22 protein-coding genes and 2 pseudogenes are annotated in these 22051 nt (G+C 36.2%); 19 read left to right on the plus strand and 5 right to left on the minus strand.

Features of this window, described 5'->3' with window-relative positions:
* Positions 1 to 238 precede the first annotated feature (238 nt).
* Together ACFFIX_RS21955 and ACFFIX_RS21960 are read right to left on the minus strand one after the other, a co-directional pair.
* Complete coding sequence (locus tag ACFFIX_RS21955; protein ID WP_378937882.1) at positions 239 to 1279, minus strand: cytochrome d ubiquinol oxidase subunit II; 1041 nt, start codon at positions 1277 to 1279, stop codon at positions 239 to 241.
* Positions 1280 to 1306: 27 nt separating this feature from the next.
* Entirely contained in the window at positions 1307 to 2659 is a 1353-nt protein-coding gene (locus ACFFIX_RS21960) for a cytochrome ubiquinol oxidase subunit I (protein WP_378937825.1), read from the minus strand.
* Positions 2660 to 2890: 231 nt separating this feature from the next.
* On the opposite strand from ACFFIX_RS21960, the gene ACFFIX_RS21965 reads away from it, so the two are divergent.
* Positions 2891 to 3880 carry a CobW family GTP-binding protein gene (locus ACFFIX_RS21965; protein ID WP_378937827.1) on the plus strand — a complete coding sequence of 330 codons (990 nt, stop codon included), beginning with the start codon at positions 2891 to 2893 and terminating at the stop codon, positions 3878 to 3880.
* A 101-nt stretch (positions 3881 to 3981) separates the two neighbouring features.
* Here the strand turns inward: ACFFIX_RS21965 and ACFFIX_RS21970 are convergent, their stop codons facing one another.
* Positions 3982 to 5046 carry a metal ABC transporter solute-binding protein, Zn/Mn family gene (locus ACFFIX_RS21970; protein ID WP_378937829.1) on the minus strand — a complete coding sequence of 355 codons (1065 nt, stop codon included), beginning with the start codon at positions 5044 to 5046 and terminating at the stop codon, positions 3982 to 3984.
* Between the two features lie 110 nt (positions 5047 to 5156).
* Positions 5157 to 6344 carry a GTP-binding protein gene (locus ACFFIX_RS21975; RefSeq protein ID WP_378937832.1) on the minus strand — a complete coding sequence of 396 codons (1188 nt, stop codon included), beginning with the start codon at positions 6342 to 6344 and terminating at the stop codon, positions 5157 to 5159.
* Between the two features lie 136 nt (positions 6345 to 6480).
* On the opposite strand from ACFFIX_RS21975, the gene ACFFIX_RS21980 reads away from it, so the two are divergent.
* Positions 6481 to 7044, plus strand: a complete 564-nt coding sequence (locus tag ACFFIX_RS21980) for a beta-class carbonic anhydrase (RefSeq protein ID WP_378937834.1) — start codon at positions 6481 to 6483, stop codon at positions 7042 to 7044.
* Between the two features lie 246 nt (positions 7045 to 7290).
* Here the strand turns inward: ACFFIX_RS21980 and yidD are convergent, their stop codons facing one another.
* A complete protein-coding gene (gene yidD, locus ACFFIX_RS21985; protein ID WP_378937836.1) occupies positions 7291 to 7509 on the minus strand; it encodes a membrane protein insertion efficiency factor YidD in 219 nt (72 codons plus the stop codon).
* A gap of 155 nt (positions 7510 to 7664) precedes the next feature.
* On the opposite strand from yidD, the gene ACFFIX_RS21990 reads away from it, so the two are divergent.
* The 17 genes and pseudogenes from ACFFIX_RS21990 to cntE all read left to right on the plus strand — a co-directional run bounded on the left by ACFFIX_RS21990 (position 7665) and on the right by cntE (position 21909).
* Complete coding sequence (locus ACFFIX_RS21990; protein WP_378937838.1) at positions 7665 to 8138, plus strand: S-ribosylhomocysteine lyase; 474 nt, start codon at positions 7665 to 7667, stop codon at positions 8136 to 8138.
* Positions 8139 to 8594: 456 nt separating this feature from the next.
* On the plus strand, positions 8595 to 9929 hold the full coding sequence (locus tag ACFFIX_RS21995; RefSeq protein WP_378937840.1) for an MATE family efflux transporter: 1335 nt from the start codon (positions 8595 to 8597) through the stop codon (positions 9927 to 9929).
* The gene (locus ACFFIX_RS22000; RefSeq protein ID WP_378937842.1) at positions 9922 to 10044 is read left to right on the plus strand and encodes a hypothetical protein; all 123 of its coding nucleotides are present in this window, start codon (positions 9922 to 9924) and stop codon (positions 10042 to 10044) included. The genes ACFFIX_RS21995 and ACFFIX_RS22000 overlap by 8 nt, the downstream gene beginning before the upstream one ends.
* 490 nt (positions 10045 to 10534) lie before the next feature.
* On the plus strand, positions 10535 to 10774 hold the full coding sequence (locus tag ACFFIX_RS22005; protein WP_378937845.1) for a hypothetical protein: 240 nt from the start codon (positions 10535 to 10537) through the stop codon (positions 10772 to 10774).
* A gap of 167 nt (positions 10775 to 10941) precedes the next feature.
* Positions 10942 to 11196: a hypothetical protein gene (locus tag ACFFIX_RS22010; RefSeq protein WP_378937847.1), complete on the plus strand. Its 255-nt coding sequence runs from the start codon at positions 10942 to 10944 to the stop codon at positions 11194 to 11196.
* Positions 11197 to 11327: 131 nt separating this feature from the next.
* Positions 11328 to 11495, plus strand: coding sequence for a Fur-regulated basic protein FbpA (locus ACFFIX_RS22015; RefSeq protein WP_378937849.1), 168 nt, complete (start codon positions 11328 to 11330; stop codon positions 11493 to 11495).
* Positions 11496 to 11515: 20 nt separating this feature from the next.
* The gene (locus ACFFIX_RS22020; protein ID WP_378937851.1) at positions 11516 to 11662 is read left to right on the plus strand and encodes an FbpB family small basic protein; all 147 of its coding nucleotides are present in this window, start codon (positions 11516 to 11518) and stop codon (positions 11660 to 11662) included.
* A gap of 94 nt (positions 11663 to 11756) precedes the next feature.
* A pseudogene (locus tag ACFFIX_RS22025) lies at positions 11757 to 11839 on the plus strand (hypothetical protein); the annotation flags it as partial.
* 262 nt (positions 11840 to 12101) lie between these two features.
* Positions 12102 to 12371 (plus strand): 30S ribosomal protein S14, encoded by a 270-nt coding sequence (gene rpsN / locus ACFFIX_RS22030; protein WP_378937853.1) that lies wholly within the window; start codon positions 12102 to 12104, stop codon positions 12369 to 12371.
* Between the two features lie 63 nt (positions 12372 to 12434).
* A complete protein-coding gene (locus ACFFIX_RS22035; RefSeq protein ID WP_378937856.1) occupies positions 12435 to 13547 on the plus strand; it encodes an NAD(P)/FAD-dependent oxidoreductase in 1113 nt (370 codons plus the stop codon).
* Positions 13541 to 15193: a nucleoside recognition domain-containing protein gene (locus ACFFIX_RS22040; protein WP_378937859.1), complete on the plus strand. Its 1653-nt coding sequence runs from the start codon at positions 13541 to 13543 to the stop codon at positions 15191 to 15193. The genes ACFFIX_RS22035 and ACFFIX_RS22040 overlap by 7 nt, the downstream gene beginning before the upstream one ends.
* 206 nt (positions 15194 to 15399) lie before the next feature.
* A complete protein-coding gene (gene cntA, locus ACFFIX_RS22045; RefSeq protein WP_378937861.1) occupies positions 15400 to 17028 on the plus strand; it encodes a staphylopine-dependent metal ABC transporter substrate-binding lipoprotein in 1629 nt (542 codons plus the stop codon).
* 120 nt (positions 17029 to 17148) lie between these two features.
* A complete protein-coding gene (opp1B, locus tag ACFFIX_RS22050) occupies positions 17149 to 18081 on the plus strand; it encodes a nickel/cobalt ABC transporter permease (RefSeq protein WP_378937863.1) in 933 nt (310 codons plus the stop codon).
* Positions 18082 to 18978, plus strand: a complete 897-nt coding sequence (gene cntC / locus ACFFIX_RS22055; protein ID WP_378937865.1) for a staphylopine uptake ABC transporter permease subunit CntC — start codon at positions 18082 to 18084, stop codon at positions 18976 to 18978.
* A 3-nt stretch (positions 18979 to 18981) separates the two neighbouring features.
* On the plus strand, positions 18982 to 19806 hold the full coding sequence (cntD, locus tag ACFFIX_RS22060; protein ID WP_378937866.1) for a staphylopine uptake ABC transporter ATP-binding protein CntD: 825 nt from the start codon (positions 18982 to 18984) through the stop codon (positions 19804 to 19806).
* Positions 19793 to 20538 (plus strand): annotated as a pseudogene (locus tag ACFFIX_RS22065) (ABC transporter ATP-binding protein). The gene cntD and the pseudogene ACFFIX_RS22065 overlap by 14 nt, the downstream one beginning before the upstream one ends.
* 192 nt (positions 20539 to 20730) lie before the next feature.
* Entirely contained in the window at positions 20731 to 21909 is a 1179-nt protein-coding gene (cntE, locus tag ACFFIX_RS22070) for a staphylopine family metallophore export MFS transporter CntE (protein ID WP_378937868.1), read from the plus strand.
* Positions 21910 to 22051 lie beyond the last annotated feature (142 nt).

Here is a 22051-nt window from a genome sequence, read left to right on the forward strand (position 1 = left end):
GTGAGATAATTGCACGAGAATCGGGATAATTGCACGAGAACTGAGATAATTGCACGAGAATCGGGATAATTGCACGAGAACTGAGATAATTGCACGAGAATCGGGATAATTGCACGAGAACTGAGATAATTGCACGAGAACCGAGATAATTGCACGAGAATTCGGATATACACGAGACTGAGATCGCATTATCAAGTCTTGCAAACAAAAAACAACCGAACTACGCTCGGTTGCTTTCTCACGATTCATTCTGCTTCAAATATCGCTTGTCCTTCATAAACAGCTTCCAAAACAAAAGAAAGCCAGGAAACAATATCGAAAATCCAACAATATAGGTAATAATTAATGCCCGAAACGTATTCGGATGTGTAAAGCCTGATTCAATCGTCACATCAGGATAGATCATGTAAGGTAAATGTGCTCTTCCGTACGCATAACTCGCAAGTAAATACTGAATAGTTACGGCAATAACTGCTAATCTTGGTCTGCCGCGTCTATTTTTATGTCGACCTGAAGGTAAGAAGAGGGAAGCGCCTGCTAATAAAAACATAAGGACAGAACCAATTAGAAAAGGTAAATACTCTAGCATATTCGTGTAAAGCCAATTTGCTTCTGTTCGGAGTGTAAACATAATAAGAAATGCCATGACAATAGAGATTGGCCCTAAAATTAAAGCATCACGACGATATATTCGATAGGCATCTAGCTCATCTGCAACATTCGAGTAATCTGCCAACAATAATGAAGACAAAAACAAAGTACTCGTGATCGCAAATCCCATAAAAGCATAGCTATTTGGACTTGTAAACAACTGACCAAATTGAAGTTGATGAACACCGTTCAATTGCTCAATGTAACCACCGTGGGTTATTGGCAACACAAGCATGAGTAATGCCGGAATGATAAAACCTGAGATCCCTGAAACATATGTAAGTGCTTTTTCATAATCTTTTGCTACATGTGAAAAAACTAAAAAACCACTTCTAAGCGCAAGAAGAATTAAGATAAAGCTACCTGGCAACAGTAAAACTGTACCAAGTATAAATGTAGCACCAGGGAAAAAACTAACAAGTGCCACGACAATGGCCACGATGAATACATTTGTAACTTCCCAGGTCGGCGACAAGTACCTGTTAGCTATGTTGGTGGCATTCGTTTTTTCACGATTAATGTAAACCATCGACCAAAATCCTGCGCCAAAATCCATCGTTGCCATAACTGCATAGATGAACACGAAGCCCCAAAGGACCGTTATTGCAAGCAAAGAATCAGCACTCATCTCGAGATTCATTTTAGCAACTCCTTTCTAAACGTTTATTTCACCTTTTTTATCGACAGAATGTGTTAACTCATCTTCAACAGGATGGCGCTTAAAGTAATACCTTAAAACAAGCACAACTGCTACTCCCAAAATGACGTAAATTAAAGAAAACAAAATGAAAAGTAACCCAATCTGTGTTGAGCCTGTTACAACATCCTCCGTTTTTAAAAGTCTGTAAATTACCCATGGCTGTCGACCTGTGCATGCAAAAATCCAGCCAAATTCAATTGAAAGTACGGAAAGCGGTCCAGATAAAACAAACAGCCACAATAAAGGCTTAGGGAAATGAGGCTTTTTCAAGATTTTGTGCCATGCAAAGCCAACCATGGATAAAAAGATTAACGAACTTCCGATTAAAACCATCGCATTAAAGAGTGTGTGAACAAATAAGGGTGGCCAATACTCTTCTGGAAAATCATTCAAACCGACAACTTCTGTATCAAAGCTGTTCCCCGCTAAAAAACTTAAGGCCCAAGGGACTTCTATGCCGTACTTAATCTCTTGTGTTTCACGATCTGTGAATCCACCTATTGCAAGTGGGGCAAAGTCCTGCGTTTCGAATAGCCCCTCAGCAGCAGCAAGTTTTTCTGGTTGATATTCATGAAGCATTTGTGCGGATTCATGACCATTTAAGGCAGTTAGTAATGAGAAAACTCCACCGATTACTAAGCTGATCATCAGGGCTTTGCGATGAAACTGGTAAACGCGTTCTTTTTTACGGTTTTTAATCATCTTATAAGCAGCTATTGAAGCAATGACGAAGGCTCCAGTCATATAGGCCGAAACAGTGACATGTCCCGCTGAAACAAGAAAGCTGGGATTGAAAAACGCAGCCCATGGATCAACATCAACAATTTCTCCATTTAAGATTCTAAATCCAGCAGGAGTTCCTTCAAAAGCATGAACGTTCGTAATCAACACAGCAGAAGCAGTTGCACCAAAAAGCACGAGGGACACACTGACAATTCTCATTTTAGGAGAAATTCGATCAGCCGCATAAACATAAATTGACATAAATAAAGCCTCAATAAAAAAGGCATAAATTTCGATTTGAAACGGGAGTGCCATTACTCTACCAATGACCTCCATAAAGCCAGGCCATAATAAAGAAAGCTGTACACCTGCGATTGTTCCAGTGGGTATGGCGACACCGAGTAACACCGCCTGCCCCTTTGTCCAACGCTTTGCCATGACTGCATAATCCGGGTCTTTTGTTTTTTGAAAAAGAAGTTCTGCACATAAAATCATTAACGGAATTCCTACACCTAAAGTGGCAAAAATGATGTGAAATCCCATTGTTGTTCCGAATAATGAGCGCGCAAGCACTAAGTCATCCATCAAGATCCGCCTTTCTTTCCCAGCCTTGTAATGTTCTTACCTTATTCTCCACTTTTTTCTAAATAATATTCTTGTAGATTTTTGATTTACATACTTGAGGGTGTTTGATAATATAGTTAGTAGAAGTTAAATCGTAATTATTACTATTTATTATATTATTTAACCTGATAACTTGGAATTCCATGAATTATCTTTGGTAAAATGAAGGATACAGAGAGGGGCTTAGTTTAAATGAAAAAGATACCTGTCTACGTAATTAGTGGATTTTTAGGAAGTGGGAAAACAACCGTTCTCGTTCAAATGGTGGAATCGTTTAAGAATAAAGGACAGCAAGTCGGCATTATTTTGAATGAATTAGGTGATGAGAACGTTGAGAGCCATTTGTTTCAAAATCAAAAAATTTATGAGCTTTTAAATGGCTGTATTTGTTGCACCATTCAAGAAGATTTAAAACAGACGTTACATACATTTATAGAAGAATCAGAAAAGAACTCTGTTGATGTTCTTTTAATAGAAGGAACTGGAGTAGCAAATCCTCTAGAAATTAAAGATAGCTTGCTTCATCCACAGTTTATTGAAACCTTAGAGTTAAAATCGATGATCGGAATAGTCGATGCAGGGCATTATCTCGAATATCAAAGTGTTTTTGCAAGTACAAGGGAAATTCGAGAATTACTGAAAGATCAAATAACATCAGCAGATTTTATCATTTTAAATAAAATAGATGTAGTCTCGCAAAAAGAGGTTGAAAAAGTAAGTCAGAAGCTAAAAAAAATAGTTAAACCAACTATTGAAATTGTGACGGCTTCTTACGGTAAAGTCTCGCTTGAAAAGCTAGTTGAACAGCGTCAATTTGTTGTCAATCTTGATGGTAAAGAACATTTCGAGGAACACGATCACAATCACAATCATAAACATGACCATCATCACAACCACCATTCGATTTCTGCTCTGAAAATAGAAGACGTTCCTCCAATAAAAAAAGATAAGCTTGAAAAGTGGTTAAAAGGAATTCCAAATTTAATTCGTGCAAAAGGAATGATTCGAGAAGGGACTACAGAGGTATCTTTGGAGATACAGTTTGCTGCCAACCATTTAAGAGCCACTCCCTTATCAGAAAGCCAGCCCAAAACAGTCTTAATATTAATTGGATATGATCTAGATAAACTAGCGATTAAAGAATTGTATGACCGAGCGTTTTTAGAAAATACGCTTTCTTAATAGTTAGATAGAGCATTTGTTCCATTAGATGCTCTTATTATTTTTTTTGGTTGAAAAAAGACCTAGTTGCAACTAGGTCTTTTAAAAAATAACGTTGAAATTTAATTTGTTAAAGCCTTTTTCAACGTCTCAAGGTTTTTCTCCATGAGGCTGAAATAATCTTCTTTGTTCGTTTTATCTTCTTCGGTAATTGATTCAAGGTTTCTTAAAGTTAATGATTCTGCACCAATTTCATTTTGAACAATGTCAGAAATATTGCTGCTTACATTACTTTCAAAAATAACGTATTTGATGTCATGCTCTTTTGCTTCTTCAACAATGATTTGTAATTCTTTTTGAGACGGCTCTTGAGTCGGTGATAATCCTAAAACGCTAATTAGTTCAATACCATAGCGAGTTTCCCAGTAGCCATATGCAGCATGGGAAACAAGAATTTCCTTTTTGTCTGCACTCTCAGTTACTTCCTTAAATTGTTGGTCTAAACTTTCTAAATCAGACTTTAATGATTCGAAGTTCTTTTCAAATGTTTCCTTTTCATCAGGGTTTAACTCAACAAGAGCATTTTTTATATTTTCAGCTAGTTGAATAGAAAGAATTGGGTCTAACCAAATATGCGGGTCTGTATCACCGTGCTCGGCGTGTCCTTCTTCATCATGTCCTTCTTCATCATGAGCTTCTTCGTCGTGGGCTTCTTCGTCATGGGCTTCTTCGTCGTGAGCTCCTTCGTCATGAGCTTCTTCATCATGAGCTCCTTTGTCATGACCATCTGCACTCAATAACTCAATACCTTTACCAGCTACTACAAAAGTTACATCCTCATCCTTTAATGTTTCCTCTGCTTTTTCGGTAAAGCCCTCTAATCCTACACCAGAATAGATAAATGCGTCAGCTTCTGCAATTTCTACCATTGTTTTTGATGTTGGTTCAAAAGTGTGGGCATCTGCACCAGCTGGATATACACTTTCAACTTCTACTACATCTCCACCAATTTTTTTTGTGAAATCTTCAATTGGGAAAATGGTTGTAAAGACTTTTAACTTTTCTGTACTAGGTTCTTCTGTTGTTGTTTGATTAGTGTTTTCCTCTGTTTTCTCATTGCTGGCACAACCTATTAAAACAGTAGAAAAAACCAAAATGATAGCAAAAAGTAATGATATTTTTTTCATCTTAATCTCCTTTATTATTATTTATTCTAAATCATTATGATTACGAATTAAGTACCTTTGTCATTATATCGTAACAGTTACGCTTTGAGAACCAGTTAAACCAATTTTTTTTAATTGGAAACGGTAAATGCGGGAAGAGAGTCCTTGAAAGTATTCCAATTGATACTCATCTCATCATTTGTAAGTAAGCATTGATCTAGTAATTTTTCAATTTCTTGCTGATTCATATCAATTCCAATAAACACAAGTTCAGTTTGTCGATCCCCATATTCATTGTCCCAACGATCTAACAATTCAGGTTCTTCTTTTAAAGTTTGAATGCGGTCTTGTTCTGAATAAGCAGCAACCCATTCTCCAGCCCCTTGAATTGTAATAGATGTTCCTGCTTGTGACAACAACCCAGCCATATTGTTTCGAGATGCTAGCCAAAAGAATCCCTTTGCACGAACAACATCAACAGGCCAATTTTCGAGCCAAGTCATCAATCGCTCAGGATGAAACGGTCTCTTGCGGCGGTAAACAATAGAAGAGATTCCGTATTCTTCTGTTTCAGGAGTATGCTCCGCGTTTAATTCCTTGATCCAACCAGCTGCTTGACTAGCCTTATCAAAATCAAACTTTCCAGTATTCATAATGTTATCTAGTTCAATGTTTCCAAAGCTAGATTGAATTATTGTTGCTTCTGGATTTAATTTTTTCAAAACATTCATTAACTCAGTAGCATCTTCCGTTGTTAATAGATCCACTTTGTTTAAGAGAATGACATTTGCAAATTCAATTTGATCAATTATCAGGTCGACAACTTCTCGTGTGTCTTGTTCATCTGTTCCTTGCTTGCGGTCTAACAAGCTTTCTCCTGATGCAAAATCTTCCCAGAATCGATTTCCATCAACAACTGTGACCATTGTATCTAAACGACAACCTTGTGTTAAATCAATGCCAACTTCCTCATCAATGTAAGAAAAAGTTTGAGCGACTGGGACCGGTTCGCTGATACCAGAAGATTCAATGACAATGTAATCAATATTTCCTTCTTTAACAAGACGTTCAACCTCGATCATTAAATCTTCCCTGAGGGTACAGCAAATACATCCATTTTGCATTTCGACTAGTTTTTCTTCTGTTCTTAAAAATCCACCTTGTTTGACTAAACTCGCGTCAATATTTACTTCACTCATATCATTTACAATGACAGCAATTTTCTTTCCTTCCCGATTTGCAAGGATATGATTAAGCAGGGTAGTCTTTCCTGCGCCTAAAAATCCACTTAGCACTGTAACAGGTACACGTTTTTTCATTGTATTCTCCTCCATTAATATATAAAATAGTAATGATTACGATTTATAAAATTAATCATAGCGAACGTATAGGGGAATGGCAAGAGATATGATATATTTAGTTAAATAAAAAATTTTCTAAGAGGTGAAAATTAAAATGAGATTACTAGATGAAATTTTAATTTACAATCAGGAATTTGTAGAGAAAAAAGAATATGAAAAATTCCAAACAGATAAATTTCCAGATAAAAAACTTGTTGTTTTGTCTTGTATGGATACTAGACTAGTTGAACTTCTCCCACAGGCAATGAATTTCAGAAATGGTGATATTAAGAATGTTAAAAGTGCAGGGGCAATCGTGGCACATCCATTTGGAAGTATTATGAGAAGTTTGCTCGTGGCAGTTTATGAATTAAATGCCGATGAAATTTGTGTGATTGGCCATCATGATTGTGGGATGAGTAAGTTAGACTCAGAAAGCCTCCTTGCTAAGGCTATGGAGCGTGGAATTCCGGAGGAGCGCATTAACATGCTTCATTATTCAGGGCTAGATCTTAATCAATGGCTTAAAGGGTTTGATAAGGTAGAGGATAGTGTTCTTGACAGTGTGAATACGATAAAAAATCATCCACTTCTACCGGAAGGCATACCTGTTCATGGGCTTATTATTGATCCACAAACGGGAAAACTTGATGTAGTTATTGATGGTTATCAAAACTAAAGCTTTCTTTCTTGTAATATCACCAGAATTTATATGATTTTGGACAATTATGCATTTCTGAATCCAGCTCCAGCGCCTAGCCCCGACGCACAGGACGTGCTAGTGCAGTTACAGCGACAGGACGTCGCGGTTGTAACTGCCTGCCTCGAGGTCATAAGTCAATTATAAATTGAAGGCAAAGAACGCCTTCTATTTATAATCGTCTTATGCTATGCCTAAGGCTGAACAAGGCGCCCCGCGCTTTTTTTATTTTTTTTCAGGAACTGGATCAAACCCGCCTGGATGGAAGGGATGACATTTGAGTATACGTTTCGTTGTGAGCCAGGTAGCTTTGATTACACCGAATCTTTTGTAGGCTTCAAGTCCATAATGTGAGCATGTTGGATAAAACCGACATGTTGGTGGTTTTATTGGTGAAATTACTTTTTGATAAAAACGAATAAGTCCAATGAATAGGAATTTCATGTACCCAACCTACCTTTCTATATCTAAAGTATACTTTATTTATAGTTTAGCCAAGTTTAAGAATTGGAAATTAAAAAGCAAACAAAATTGATGAAAATAATTGGAATAAGTTGTATAATAAGATTATAGAAGGAATACTTTTAAGGAGTGATACAATGCCTTCAGTAGAAAGCTTTGATTTAGATCATAATGCAGTGAAAGCACCTTATGTTCGTCACTGTGGAGTTCATAAAGTTGGTAGTGACGGAGAAGTTAACAAATTTGACATTCGTTTTTGTCAGCCAAACAAACAAGCAATGAAGCCTGACACCATTCATACACTAGAACATTTGCTTGCGTTTAACATCCGCAAATATGCAGAAAAATACGATCACTTTGATATAATTGATATTTCACCAATGGGCTGCCAAACAGGTTATTATTTAGTGGTTAGTGGCAATCCAGAAGTAACGGAAATCATTGACCTTTTAGAAGATACGTTCAAAGAAGCTGTTGAAATTACTGAAATTCCTGCGGCTACAGAAAAACAATGTGGTCAAGCGAAGTTGCATGATTTAGAAGGTGCTAAGAGATACATGCGTTTTTGGTTGGATCAGGATAAAAAGGAATTAGAAAAAGTCTTTGGATGAAAAGATGAGGCACTTCTTAATTGAAGTGCTGTTTTTTTCTGTAGAAAAGGGGCGGAGCTACGTTATGGATAAAGAAAAGTGACTCAGTAAAAAAAATAGATAAATTTTTGCTCTGTAAGATTCTTAATACTTCCTCCGCTCACACCGCCCAATTGAAGTTTAATTATACGTTGAATCAGTATATTTCCATACTGGGGTTGGGAGTGGAAGACTCATGTTAGTTTTTATTGGAGAAATTTATAATAGTAATAAAAGATTGTTCACGTAAAATTACCTCTATATCGTTATAGATACCTATTTGACGAAATAAAGAGAGAGTGCTAGAATACAAAACGTAATTATTACGATATAATAGGTACGCAATGATTATATTTAAAAGAGTGTCGGATTACAAAGTGCTGAAGTTACATTTTACTATTCTTTAAACAAAAAACCAATTTTTTATTTGAGGTATCTATGAATCATCGAAACTATCTTATGCTTGCTCTTCCACTAATTTTTTCAACGATCACAACACCTCTTATCGGCGCAGTGGATACAGCGGTAGTAGGTCAGCTTCCAGGTCCTGAATACATAGGCGGTGTAGCAGTAGGAGCAATTCTATTTAGTACGATGTATTGGCTTTTTGGATTTCTAAGGGTTGGTACATCAGGTTTCACCGCACAGGCTCATGGGGCTAGGGATGAAAAAGCTATTATTCTCTCGCTAGTAAGACCTCTATACATTGCAGCAGTGTGTGGCTGTCTGTTTATCCTACTTAAACTTCCTATTTCAACTTTTTTCATAGATTTCATTAACCCAACAGACCAAGTAAAGGAACATGGTTTAACCTACATAGATATTCGAATATGGGGAGCTCCTTTTGCGTTAATTAATTATGTTATTCTTGGATGGCTGATGGGGTTATCTAAGATTAAAGAGGCGTTTTATTTACAGGTTGGAATGAATGTAATGAACATAGTTCTTGATCTACTATTTGTGTTTGTCTTCTCTTGGGGAGTATCAGGGGTAGCTGCCGCAACTTTACTAGCGGAGATTTCATCAGTAGTCATAGGGATTTTAGTTGTTATACGAGTACATTCAATGTCTACTCATTTCCCTTCTATTAAAATGATCTTTGATGGACCCGCTTTAGTGAAGCAATTTAATGTCAATCGTGATTTATTTATAAGAACAGCATGCCTATTAATTATGTTTAATCTGTTTACGAAAATGGGTGCTGTTTATGGTACAGAAGTTCTTGCTGCAAATGCAATCCTGATTCAAATTCATTTTTTAATGGCATATTTTTTTGATGGATTTGCGAATGCCTCAAGCATCCTCACCGGACGTGCAATTGGTTCGGGTGAAAGGGGTAGCTATACAATAACTGTCTCATTGACTCATCAATGGTCCATTTATTCTGCTGTGTTTATTACAGTTGTTTATTTTTGTTTAAAAGATACTATCATTGGAATGTTTACTCAACTAAAACCTGTAGCTGATCTGGCCTCTCATTATGGAAGTTGGCTTCTGCTGTATCCAATTACAGCCTGTTTTGGTTTAGTGTTCTACGGTATTTTTACGGGTGCAACATCTGCTTCTCCCATAAGAAACTCGATGATCTATTCGCTTCTTTTATTCTCCATCATTCTTTGGGCCACACTTCCTACATACGGAAATCATGGACTGTGGTTTGCGTTTATTATGTTTAGCTCAGGGAGGTCGCTCTTTTTACTGATGTACTTGCCAAAATTAAATAGGAACTTGTATGAAAGTTTCGCTGACTCAGGAAAAATATTAAATGGATGATCAGAAAAAGCAAATTTTTTACCCTGGAGATGAAACGGTGATGTTCCTTCGAATTACTGAGAAGGAAATGCGCTATTACGGTAAAAAGAAATTCAATATTCTTTATGTGACTTAGGTCTCAATGCTCCACCACATATCCCAGATAGCTCAGATGAAAAGCCATTTGCACCACTTTCAATTGAAAAGATGCCAGAAGTTAATCCAGATCACATCTTCCTTCTAGTAGAAATAAGAAGAAAATCTAAAGGAAATGAAGGACTATGCAATTTGGAGTAATTTATCAGCTGTAAAAAATAATAGAGTGTATGAAGTGGACTATGATTTATGATTTTAAGGAATAGGACCTATTGCAAATAACCTCATTATTGACCAAGCGGAAGAGTTCTTAGTTCAAAAATTTAACACAAAAGGCGGTACCACACTTTGAAAGTGGTACCGCCTTTTAAATGAATACACAAAATAATCCAGATATAAATCAATTATCTCCATGGTGACAATGGTCTTTTCGAAAAGTCACGTGCAAAACAAGTTGAATATAATGTCACGCAAAATCCCCCGATTAATGTATAATAAAAAAAGGATAAAATAAGAGAGGATGATAAATAATGTCTGATGAAGGTTTTGACAAGCTTTTAACTGTAATGCTTGACGTTAAGGAAACTGTTGATTTGTTAGTAAAGAAAGTAGATAAACTCGAACAGAAAGTAGACAAGCTTGAACAGGGGCAAAAAGAAACGCACCAAAAGCTAGATAAGCTTGAGGATCACATCGATCTTTTAGCAAGCAAGCAGTGGAAAAGCGAAAAAGATATTTATACCATAAAAAAAACAATGGGACTTTTCTAACAATACCTTCGAAGATCTGCTAAAATGTTCTCTCCTTATAAAATTACTTTCTCTATATTTTACAATACAGTCAAAACTATTAAATCCAAAGCTGAAAAAAACTCATATTCTCTTCACTTTTACCATATAGTTTAATCAAATTCATGTAAAGGTGAGGGGATGGTTTCATGCAACAACGGACAATTCGTTTACGGAAGGTACAGCATATGGCTCATCAAATCATGGATGAAATGAATTTTAACCAGGAGCTGAGAGAGTCTGACACACTAAGACTTGTTATCGACAGTCTTTCTCGGGCAGTCGGTGACCTTGCTGATCCATCGGGGAATTATTCACTAAATTATTTAGAAGAAAAGGTCGGCAATGCACATTCCCTTATATTTAACAAACACAGGCAGCTAAGCGCTCATATAGGCAAATGAAATGAAGACAAGGACATCTCGACAATTGGGATGTTTTTTTATTTTTTCATTGACATTTGCAATATAAAGAAATATAATACAATCGCAACAAACAATAATGATTATCATTATCACTTAGAGAGTGATGAAGTGTGTCAGAGCAACTACGAAAGATTGTTGGTGGTCGAAAAAAAACACTGATTAAGCAACTCCTTGATCACGGAATATATAAGAAATCGGAAAGGCAGCTATATGAATTAGCTTTAAGCGAGCTAGAAGTAGAAGTTAAGGACTTGAGGAGATTACGTCATATAAAATAGAGGGAAAGGAGACGAAATAATTGCGAAAAAAAATACCTTTTAAAGATTTAATGAAAATGAATAAACAAAATTTATTAAATGATAAAAAAGCGATGGAGCGAATTAGCGATAAAATAGATGAACGTGAACTTAGCAGATCGTACAAGGAGTACAGCAGGAAATCATGAGCCATTAATCTATGGTTCTCTTTTTGAATAAAATGTAGTAAAATAAAAACTACAAATCGTAACGGTTTCGTTTTATTTGAAAAGGGGTACACTAATGAGGAAGATTCCTGTAACAGTTTGAGTGGGTATTTAGGTTCTGGAGAGGCAACAATATTAAATCATATTCTACATATTAAGTGAGATTTAAAAATTGCCGTTATTGTAAATGACATTATTGAAATTACTATCGTTGAGGAACAAATAAGCTAGGAAGCGGGATTTTTTAGAACCGAAGGACTTAGATACCAAAGAAATTTCTGCTAAGGTAGATGAACGCTTACTAACTGAAAATGAGTTCGATCGTAACTGGAGCATGCTAGACGACCCTTTTATTTGGAATCTTTAAAAAGTCTAAAATGTAAATCGTAATAATTTTGATTAAAAATAGGAGAATTTTAAAATGGCAAAAAAATCCAAGGTTGCTAAAGAGCTAAAACGTCAAGCGATGGTTGAGCAATATGCAGAGCGAAGAAGAGAATTAAAGGAAAAAGGAGATTATCAGGCACTTCGTAGGCTGCCGCGTGACTCGGCTCCGACTCGCTTACACAATCGTTGTGAATTAACGGGAAGACCTAGAGGGTACTTAAGAAAATTCAAAATGTCACGAATTGCGTTTCGTGAGCTAGCACATAAGGGGCAAGTACCTGGTGTGAAGAAAGCAAGCTGGTAAAAAAGATGAGGCTGTCGAAACGAATCGGCAGCTTTCTCTTTTGAATGAATAGGAGGCGTTGATATGGAAACAAAAATTGCAATCGTAGGGGCAGGACCAGCCGGAATTGGGCTTGGTATTCTCCTAGAAAAGGTAGGATTCAAAGACTATGTGATCTTGGAAAAGTATGAAGTCGGTGCAACATTTTTTCAGTGGCCAAAAGAAATGAAACTTATTACTCCTTCATTTATCGGACATGGATTTGGCTCACTTGATTTAAATAGCATTGCCCCTGAAACTTCACCTGCCTTTTCTTTTGAAAAAGAGCATTTAACTGGTGAGGAGTACGGAACATTTTTGCAGATGCTATCACAGCACTTTAAGCTTAAGGTTGAAGAAGATACTGAGGTAAAACGAGTAGAAAAGAAGAATGGTTATTATCGTCTTCACACAGACGAAGGCTGTATTACTGCAGAATATGTTATTTGGGCAACCGGAGAATACCAGTTTCCTAACTCCAAGCCATTTGAGGGTGCTGAATTAGCTATTCATAACAGTGAAGTGGAGTCATGGGCTGAATTAGATGGTGATGAATTCACAATCATTGGTGGTTATGAGAGCGGAATTGATGCAGGGTATCATCTTGTGATGAACAAAAAATCGGCTACTGTATTTTCAAGAAGTTCACTTTGGGAGTCAGAGGAGGTAGATCCAAGTCTCTCATTGTCTCCATACACAAAGGAACGGTTAGTGAGTGCTATGGAAACAAACAGACTTCAATTAAAGGGAGGAGTAGAGGTACTTAAGATTGAAAAAGCAGCAGAAGATTACGTCCTCTATTTATCTGATGGAAGTTCTCACAAAACGAAGACAAAACCGATTTTGGCAACTGGCTTTATTCCTGGTGCAAAGCAAATACAGTCATTTTTTGAATGGGATGAGACAGGAGTGCCTCTTCTTTCAGAGCAAGATGAATCGACTGAGTCACATAATTTATTTTTAATCGGTCCAAATGTTCGCCATAAAGAGGTCATTTTCTGCTTTATCTATAAGTTTCGTCAGCGCTTTGCAGTGGTCGCAAAAGAAATTCTTGATCGAGCGGGTGCAGACTACAATGAAAGTGTGCTTGAACATTACCGGAAAAACAATATGTTTTTAGATGATCTTACATGCTGTGAGGTAAAATGTGAATGTTAGCAGAACAGTTGCCTAAAGAAAGAGTCGTTTTAATCGGTTTAGAATCTTCGGGAAAGTCTACACTGTTCACAAAGTTGATTGGAAATCGTATAGGTGAAGAGACCAATGTAAAAGGCACAACCTACAGCATTAAATTTGATCAGATAAATCAAAGAACCATTGTTGATACTCCTGGGCTAACCTTTAATTCTTCTGTTACAGACCATATGGCCATCTCGGAAATAAGGAAATCTACAAGCATGATCCTCGTAGTCAGAGGAACCCATTTTCAAGAAGAACTATCGCAGTTGCTACCATTAATTGAAAACACGGAGAAAACAGCAATTATTGCAGTTACCCATGCGGATAAGATGCTTGTAGAAAGTAAACTGCAATTAAAGAGATTTATGTTAGCAAACAAGATTCCACTATTTATCGTGAACACACGAGTTTTAAAAGAAGAGGAAAGAGTGCTCCTTCTACAAACACTTGAAGGAGAGCATGTTATTAATGAGGAAAAGTCAAAATTACTACTAAATCTTAAGATTGATAAAAACGACCCTGCAAAAATATGTTTTGATATCCCAATTTTAGGACCACTTCTATCCGTTTTAAGTTTATTATTAATGTTTTTACTTCCTGTGTTAGCTGCGTATCTTCTATCAGAACAGATTCAACCATTGTTTGACAATCTCATTATAAATATGCTGATTTCGTTAACGAGTGGTACACCGTCGTTTATTGAATCGGTTTTAATCGGAAACTATGGACTCCTTACACTAGGAATCTATTCGTTTATCTGGGCTTTTCCTGTGGTCGTTTTTATTGGACTGTCTACATCTATAGCAGATGAAACAGGTCTAAAAGACCGAATTATCGATTCACTCGATCCATTATTAAAGAAAATTGGTTTATCTGGGCAAGACTTACTTCCTGTATTAACTGGATTTGGGTGCAATGTTGTCGCCATCTATCAAAGTAGGAATTGCCAGCTCTGCACTCGTAAGCAATGCGTATCACTGATTACCTTTGGTTCTGCATGCAGTTATCAAATTGGAGCAACTCTATCAATCTTTAATTCTGCAGGCAAGCCATGGCTGTTTTTTCCATATCTGCTTATGTTAATTGTAGGTGGGATCCTCCATACTAGATTATGGTATAAGAAACAAGCTGCTAGACAAACAAATATACTTCCAGTTCGAAAAACTTTCCTGCAAATGCCAACTGTAAAAGGGACATTTATTCGATATGCACGTGATATCAAACAGTTTTTAACACAAGCGATGCCTATTTTTCTACTTATTTGCATCGTATCGACGATCCTTTATGAATTGAAACTAATCGATTTTCTACAGTTACTCTTTGTACCGTTACTAACTTTATTAGGCTTGCCTTATGAAGCAGGGGCTGGATTAGCATTTTCTTTTATTCGCAAAGATGGAATATTGATTTTTAATGAAAACGGAGCTGACTTCATTACACAACTAACGGATTTGAATCTCCTATTGCTCATTTTCTTAGCATCAACTTTAACCGCTTGTGCTGTCACAATTTTGACAATGTGGAAGGAGTTTGGAGGAAAACTTACCTCTCAATTTGTAGGGAAGCAAATCATCACTTCAGTAACATTGGCTTGTCTAGTAACACTCATTTTTAGGTTTTTTTAACGAGACCGTGTTATTCATAGGCTAGAAGAAAATATAAAAATTAGAAGTAGTCCAGTTGACATAGGTAACACTTTAGAAAGTGTGGAATAGAGGAGGAAAAAGGAAAAAATAGAAAGTAAAGCTGTTGGAAGTACTTGTCTTAAGTAATAGAGTCATATACTATATAAATAGTAATCATTACGATTTATAAAAAGGAGAGGAAAACATTGTTAGGTAAAAAAAATAAGTTAGTAGCTCTAGTTTTATTTGTCTTATCTATTCTAGTCGCCTGCTCTGCAACTTCAGAAGAGTCGAGCACTGGGAAGGAGGAAGATACTGACTCAACGAATAAAGCAAACGAATTAGTTTATGCAACAGCCAAAGATATTAATGATATGAATCCTCATTTGTATGCAGGTTCAATGCCAGCTCAAGGGATGGTTTACGAATCATTAGTTGAAAATACGGAAGATGGGATCAAGCCGTTACTTGCTGAATCATGGGAGATTTCAGAAGGTGGAAAAGTATATACATTTCATCTAAGAGAAGATGTGAAATTCCATGATGGGGAGCCATTTAACGCAGAAGCAGTGAAGCAAAACATTGATGCTGTACAAAATAATGCAGAAAAGCACTCTTGGATTAAGCTATCAACCAAAATAGAGAGTTGTAATGTAGTAGATGAGTACACCGTTGAATTTGTTCTGTCAGAAGCATATTATCCAGCTTTGGTTGAATTGTCTATGACTAGACCTTATGTATTCATATCACCTAAAAACTTTATTAACGGAGAAACTAAAGAAGGTGTAAATGGGTACAACGGAACAGGACCATACATTCTCACTGAACATAAAACAGATGAGTATGCTACTTTTGAAGCGAATGAAAACTACAGGGGTGGATCACCTGAAATAAAGAAAATAACTTCTAAAGTTCTTCCGGCAGGGGGAACGACATTTCTAGCATTACAAAAAGGAGAAATAAACTTTGTTTTCACAGATGATCGAGGTGCAGATAGCCTTGATGTCGAATCAATGAATCAATTAGTTGATTCAGGTGATTATCAACTTGTTAGAAGTGAACCAATGAATACGAAAATGATTGTAGCTAACAGTAGTAGATCTGATAATCCAATAAATGAGACAGCTGTTCGTGAAGCTATTTGGTACTCTATCGATAGGGAAACAATTAGTAAGGATATTTTTAATAACACAGAAATAGTAGCCAAAACATTGTTTTCATCTAACGTCAATTATGCAGATGTCGATTTGAAGAAACGAGAATACGATTTAGTAAAAGCGAAAGATATCTTAGAAGAAGCCGGATGGAAAATAGAGGATGGTGCAAAAGTTAGAACAAAAAACGGCAACAATTTAGCAATGGAACTCTACTATGATAGCAATTCTTCCTCTCAAAAAACACAGGCTGAATTTATTCAACATTCCTTAAAAGAGATTGGTATTCAGCTAGATATTATTGGTGAAGAGTCGACTTCCATTGCCAATAGAAGGTCAACAGGTGACTATGATCTCTTATTTAATCAAACATGGGGACTAGCGTATGATCCACAAAGTACAATATCTGCTTTTGTTTCTGAGGCTTCTTATTTGCATACTACAAGTGGCATTGCGCAATCAGATGAACTCTACAAGAAGATTGATGAAGTTATGGTGTCCACGGATGAGGAAACACGAAAATCGTTATATGCTGATATTTTGACAATTGTTCATGATGAAGCAGTCTTCATTCCAATTTCAAATGGCAGCGTAACTGTCGTTGCTCCAAAAAATTTAAAAGGCATTTCCTTTAAGCAAACACAATTTGAGTTGCCATTTGAGCTGATGAACTTTGAATAGAAATATAAATAAAAAGGGGATTTTCCCCTTTTTATTTTTGAGAAAGTTCCAGTCGTTTACTAGACTAGTGCAATTGTAACTTTGTATATTAAGGGTAATTTCTGTTGAAAGGAGATTTATATGGGAAGTTATATACTTAAAAGGCTATTAGTTTCCATCCCTTTACTTTTGGTTATTTCATTTTTAACGTTTGTTTTAATTAGTCTTTCTCCCTTAGATCCAGCTGAAGTGGTATTACAAGCGCAAGGTGTTCCAACAATAACAGATGAATTAATTGTTCAAACGAAAGAAGAGTTGGGGATGGATAAACCATTTATCATACGATACTTTGATTGGGTTATTGCCTGCTTACAGTTTGACTTTGGGAACTCCTACGTGACAGGAAAATCGGTTTGGTCGTTAATTGGTCCAGCTTTTTTAAATACGTTCAAGCTAACGTTAGTTTCATCTGCTGTGATTATCATGATGTCAATACTATTAGGTATTATTTGTGCGATGAATGAAGGGAAAATAATGGATAAGTCGGTAAGGGGATTTTCATTTTTTCTAACGGCCATGCCTTCATACTGGCTGGCTGCTCTTATGATTTGGTATTTTTCTGTTAAATTAGATTTATTACCAACAAGTGGAATGGATTCGTATAAAAATTATATACTTCCGGTTATTGTCATAGCGATAAGTTATGCAGGTATTTATTTTAGGATCGTTAGAAATTCGATGTTAAGCAATTTAAATGAAGACTATGTACTGTATGGAAGGGCATGTGGTTTACCAGAAAGGAAGATCACCATGCATATATTAAGAAATTCATTGCAAGTTGCCATTTCGATATTTTGTATGGCAATCCCCATTATATTGGGTAGTACAGTGGTTATAGAAAATGTTTTTGCTTGGCCAGGGTTAGGAAGTCTGAGTGTAAGAGCGATATTAAGCAGAGATTTCCCAATTATCCAAGCTTATGTTCTTATATTAGCAGTAGCATTTGTTATGTTTAATGCGATTTCTGACATTATAAATGCTGCGTTGAATCCTAAATTAAGGAATGACTTCTAAATGAGAATATTAAAAAATTTAAGTAAAGATAAGATAGGTATCCTATCTCTATTAGTCATTGTTTTTACGATTACTGTTGGTATTTTTGCCCCTATCTTTGCCCCACATGACTTTAATGAAGTGAATATGAGCTTGCGATATGCCTCCTCATCGTGGGGGTACCTGTTAGGTAACGATCATCTAGGGAGATGTGTCTTGTCTAGATTAATTTATGGGATTCGTCCTAGCGTTTTGTGGGTTTTAGTTGCATTATTAATATCTGTTTTAATTGGAGCTGCGTTAGGCTTTCTAGCGGGCTACTTTAGAGGAAAAGTAGACGCCTCTATTATGAGAATTTGCGACGTTATGCTTTCATTTCCAGGATACGTTATGGCATTAGCGATTATTGGCATTTTAGGAGTGGGTCTTGAAAATATATTGATTGCATTTATTTTGATTAAATGGGCATGGTTTGCTCGGTTAATTAGAACGTCTGTTATGCAATATGCTGAGTTAGATTATGTGAAATTCTCCAAAGCCTCTGGAATCAGTAATATAAAAATTATTTATAATCACATTGTACCTGTTACATTTTCTGATATTGCCGTCATTTCAAGCAGCTCTATTGGTTCGATGATTTTGCAAATTTCAGGGTTTTCATTTCTTGGTTTAGGAATTCAGGCTCCTAATGCTGAATGGGGAATGATGTTAAATGAGGCGAGGGAAGTTATGTTTACAAGACCTGAGTTAATGTTAGCACCCGGTTTAGCCATCATTATTGTCGTATCGGCATTTAATTTTTTATCTGATGCACTTCAAGTTGCTTTAGACCCTAAATTAGTCAACTCTAAAAATACGCATAAAGATAATTTGGCTCTCTCTAGAATTAAACTTCAAGAAAAAGAGGTGGCAAAATAAATTATGAATATATTAGAAGTTAAAAATTTAAAGATATGGGATGTTAGCACGGGTGAAGTGATTATTACTAATAGTTCATTCAATTTAAAGAAAGGAAGCTGCCTGGCAATTGTGGGGGAAAGTGGAAGTGGTAAGTCTGTGACATGTAGGTCAATAATGAGATTAAATAAGGCCTCTCTTCGCCAATCAGGGGACATTTTATTTAAAGGAGAAAACGTAAACAATCTTTCTGAAAAAGAGATGAGAAAGAAAAGAGGAAGAAACCTTTGCATGATTTTACAAAATGGGATGAGTGCATTTGACCCTTCTTGTGTGATTGGTGTTCATTTAAAAGAAACACTTGCTGAGCATTTCAACTGGAATAAAAACAGAACGGAAGAGAATATGAAAAATGCCATGGAAAGTGTCATGCTAAAAAATCCGATAGAGATTATGAACAAATATCCACACCAGCTATCAGGTGGAATGTTGCAGCGAATTATGATTGCGCTGGCAATCGTTTTGGAGCCAGATATTATTATCGCTGATGAACCGACAACAGCGCTTGATACCATTTCGCAATTTGAGGTCGTTGAACAATTTATTAAGTTGCGGGAAAGAATGGGTTGTTCGATGATCTTTATTTCACACGACTTAGGTGTTGTAAGAAAAATTGCGGATGAAGTTTTAGTAATGAAGGATGGAGAAATTATCGAAAGAGGGAGTACTCAAGTAATTTTTTCAGAACCGCAACATGAATATACTAAATATTTAGTATCCACAAGACTAGCGCTGAGTAATAATTTTAAGAAAATAATGGGGGGAGGAGCTATAGTTGCTGAAAGTTGATAGTGTTGAGAAATCATATAAAACAGGTGGATTGTTTTCTGCAGAAAGACAGAACGTTTTAAAGAATGTTAGTTTTGAATGTAAGGACGGAGAATGTCTCGGCATTATAGGAGAAAGTGGAAGTGGAAAATCAACATTAGGGCGTTTGATACTAGGAATTGAAAAGCCTGATCGTGGAACCATTTTATTTGATGGGAAAAATTTAGAAGATAGAAGAGTGAGATTAGGTAACATCGGCGCTGTTTTTCAAGACTATAAATCTTCCATTAATCCATTCTTTACTGTTGAAGAAGCAATTCTGGAGCCATTAAAAATTCAGAATAAGGTCAATAAAGAAAATCAAAACAAGATTAATAATCTATTAAATCAAGTTGGATTAAATCCGTCCTATAAAAAAAATATCCTCATGAGTTATCAGGAGGAGAGGTTCAGAGGGTGTGTATTGCAAGAGCTATTTCAACAGAACCGAAATTTATTTTATTAGATGAAGCAATCAGTTCTTTAGATGTATCTGTTCAAACACAAGTGCTTGAATTATTAAAAGAATTAAAAAGAATCTACAATATGGGATATGTTTTTATAACTCATGACATACAGGCTGCTGCCTATATTTGCAACAGAGTCATTATTTTCAGAGATGGTCAAATTGAAGAAATGGTTGAAATCGAAAAATTAAAAGACGTTCAGTCAGAGTATGCAAAAAAATTATTGCAGGCGTTAATAACGTTTTAATATTATTTACGGTGAAGGAAGACAAGCCGGAATATATTTGAGGGTATATATTCTCAGTCTTTATGACAGAGTGAATAGAGAAGTAATGCAGATTTTGTGTGTTTGTGAAATGACTTCAAAAAGAGAGTAGATTAAATTTTAAATACATAGAGTCATAGAAATTCTGAGACGATTTTAGGAGGAGAATAAATTGTGAGTGGAGCGATGTCATGGCCCTTTCTACGTTTGTATCTGTTGGTTCTTCTTTATTTTAGTGCCAATTCTATACTAAATGTTCTTATCCCATTACAAGGAGAAGCATTAGGAGCCAGCAATACAACAATTGGCTTAATCATGGGGGCATATTTGTTCACAACCATGTTTTTTCGACCATGGGCAGGTCATATTATTGAAAAACATGGACCGATAAAAGTGTTACGCATTATTCTTATTATTAATGGATTTGCTTTAATTCTATATACGTTCACTGGATTAGGGGGCTATCTAGTTGCCCGTATGTTACAAGGAGTGTCTACGGCTTTTTTTTCAATGGCATTACAGATAGGGATTATTGATGCACTGCCAGAGAAGGATCGGTCTCAGGGCATCTCACTTTATTCTTTATTTTCATATATACCAGGTATTATTGGCCCCTTACTGGCGTTAGGTATTTGGCAAGGGGAAATGGATTACTTTACGGTAGTGATGATAGCAATTGCCCTATTTACAGGGGTGTTTGGCTATGGTGCCAAAATGGAAAACGGAACGGTTCAGCCTTTTAAAGATAATAATGAGCAGAGAGTAAGTATGTTTATGTCATTGGGTCAGTTAGTAAAAAATCCGTTTTTATTTAAATGCAGCGTATTGATGTTAGTTTCTTCCGTTGTATTTGGGGCTATTACAACATTTATACCACTGTACGCTATGCAATTGACAAGTGGTAATGCTGGTATTTATCTCATGCTTCAGGCAGGTACGGTTGTCTTTGCTCGTTTTACTTTAAGAAAAAAAGTCCCTTCAGATGGCAAATGGCATTCATCTTTTATCATGGGGACTATGCTTCTTTTAGCAATAGCTGCGCTATGTGTAAGCTTTGCTACAACGGGTGGAGCTGTTTTTTTCTATGCTGGTGCAATTTTAATGGGAATCGCTCAGGCACTCATTTATCCAACGTTAACATCGTATCTAAGCTTTGTCTTGCCACAGGTTAACCGCAATGTGTTACTAGGTTTATTTATTGCTATGGCTGATTTAGGGGTTTCGCTAGGCAGTGTTATAATGGGGCCAATGGCTGATATTTTCTCATACTCATTTATGTATATGATTTGTGCTATCTTAGGTGCAACAATGATTATTTTTGCCTATGATCGACGAAAAATATTTGTAGGGTAAATATTGAGACGTCTTTCGCAAGCTGTATATATGACTTTTGATTTGAGCTCATTTTGATTTCCTTTTAATCAAAACGAGTTCTTGTGCGTGTGGCAGCACGCTTCGCTATAGGGTGAAAATCCCGAATATGCCCGCCGATCAG

Origin of the sequence: Metabacillus herbersteinensis (assembly GCF_042433335.1) — a bacterium.
In the GTDB taxonomy this organism is placed as follows: Bacteria; Bacillota; Bacilli; order Bacillales; family Bacillaceae; genus Metabacillus; species Metabacillus herbersteinensis.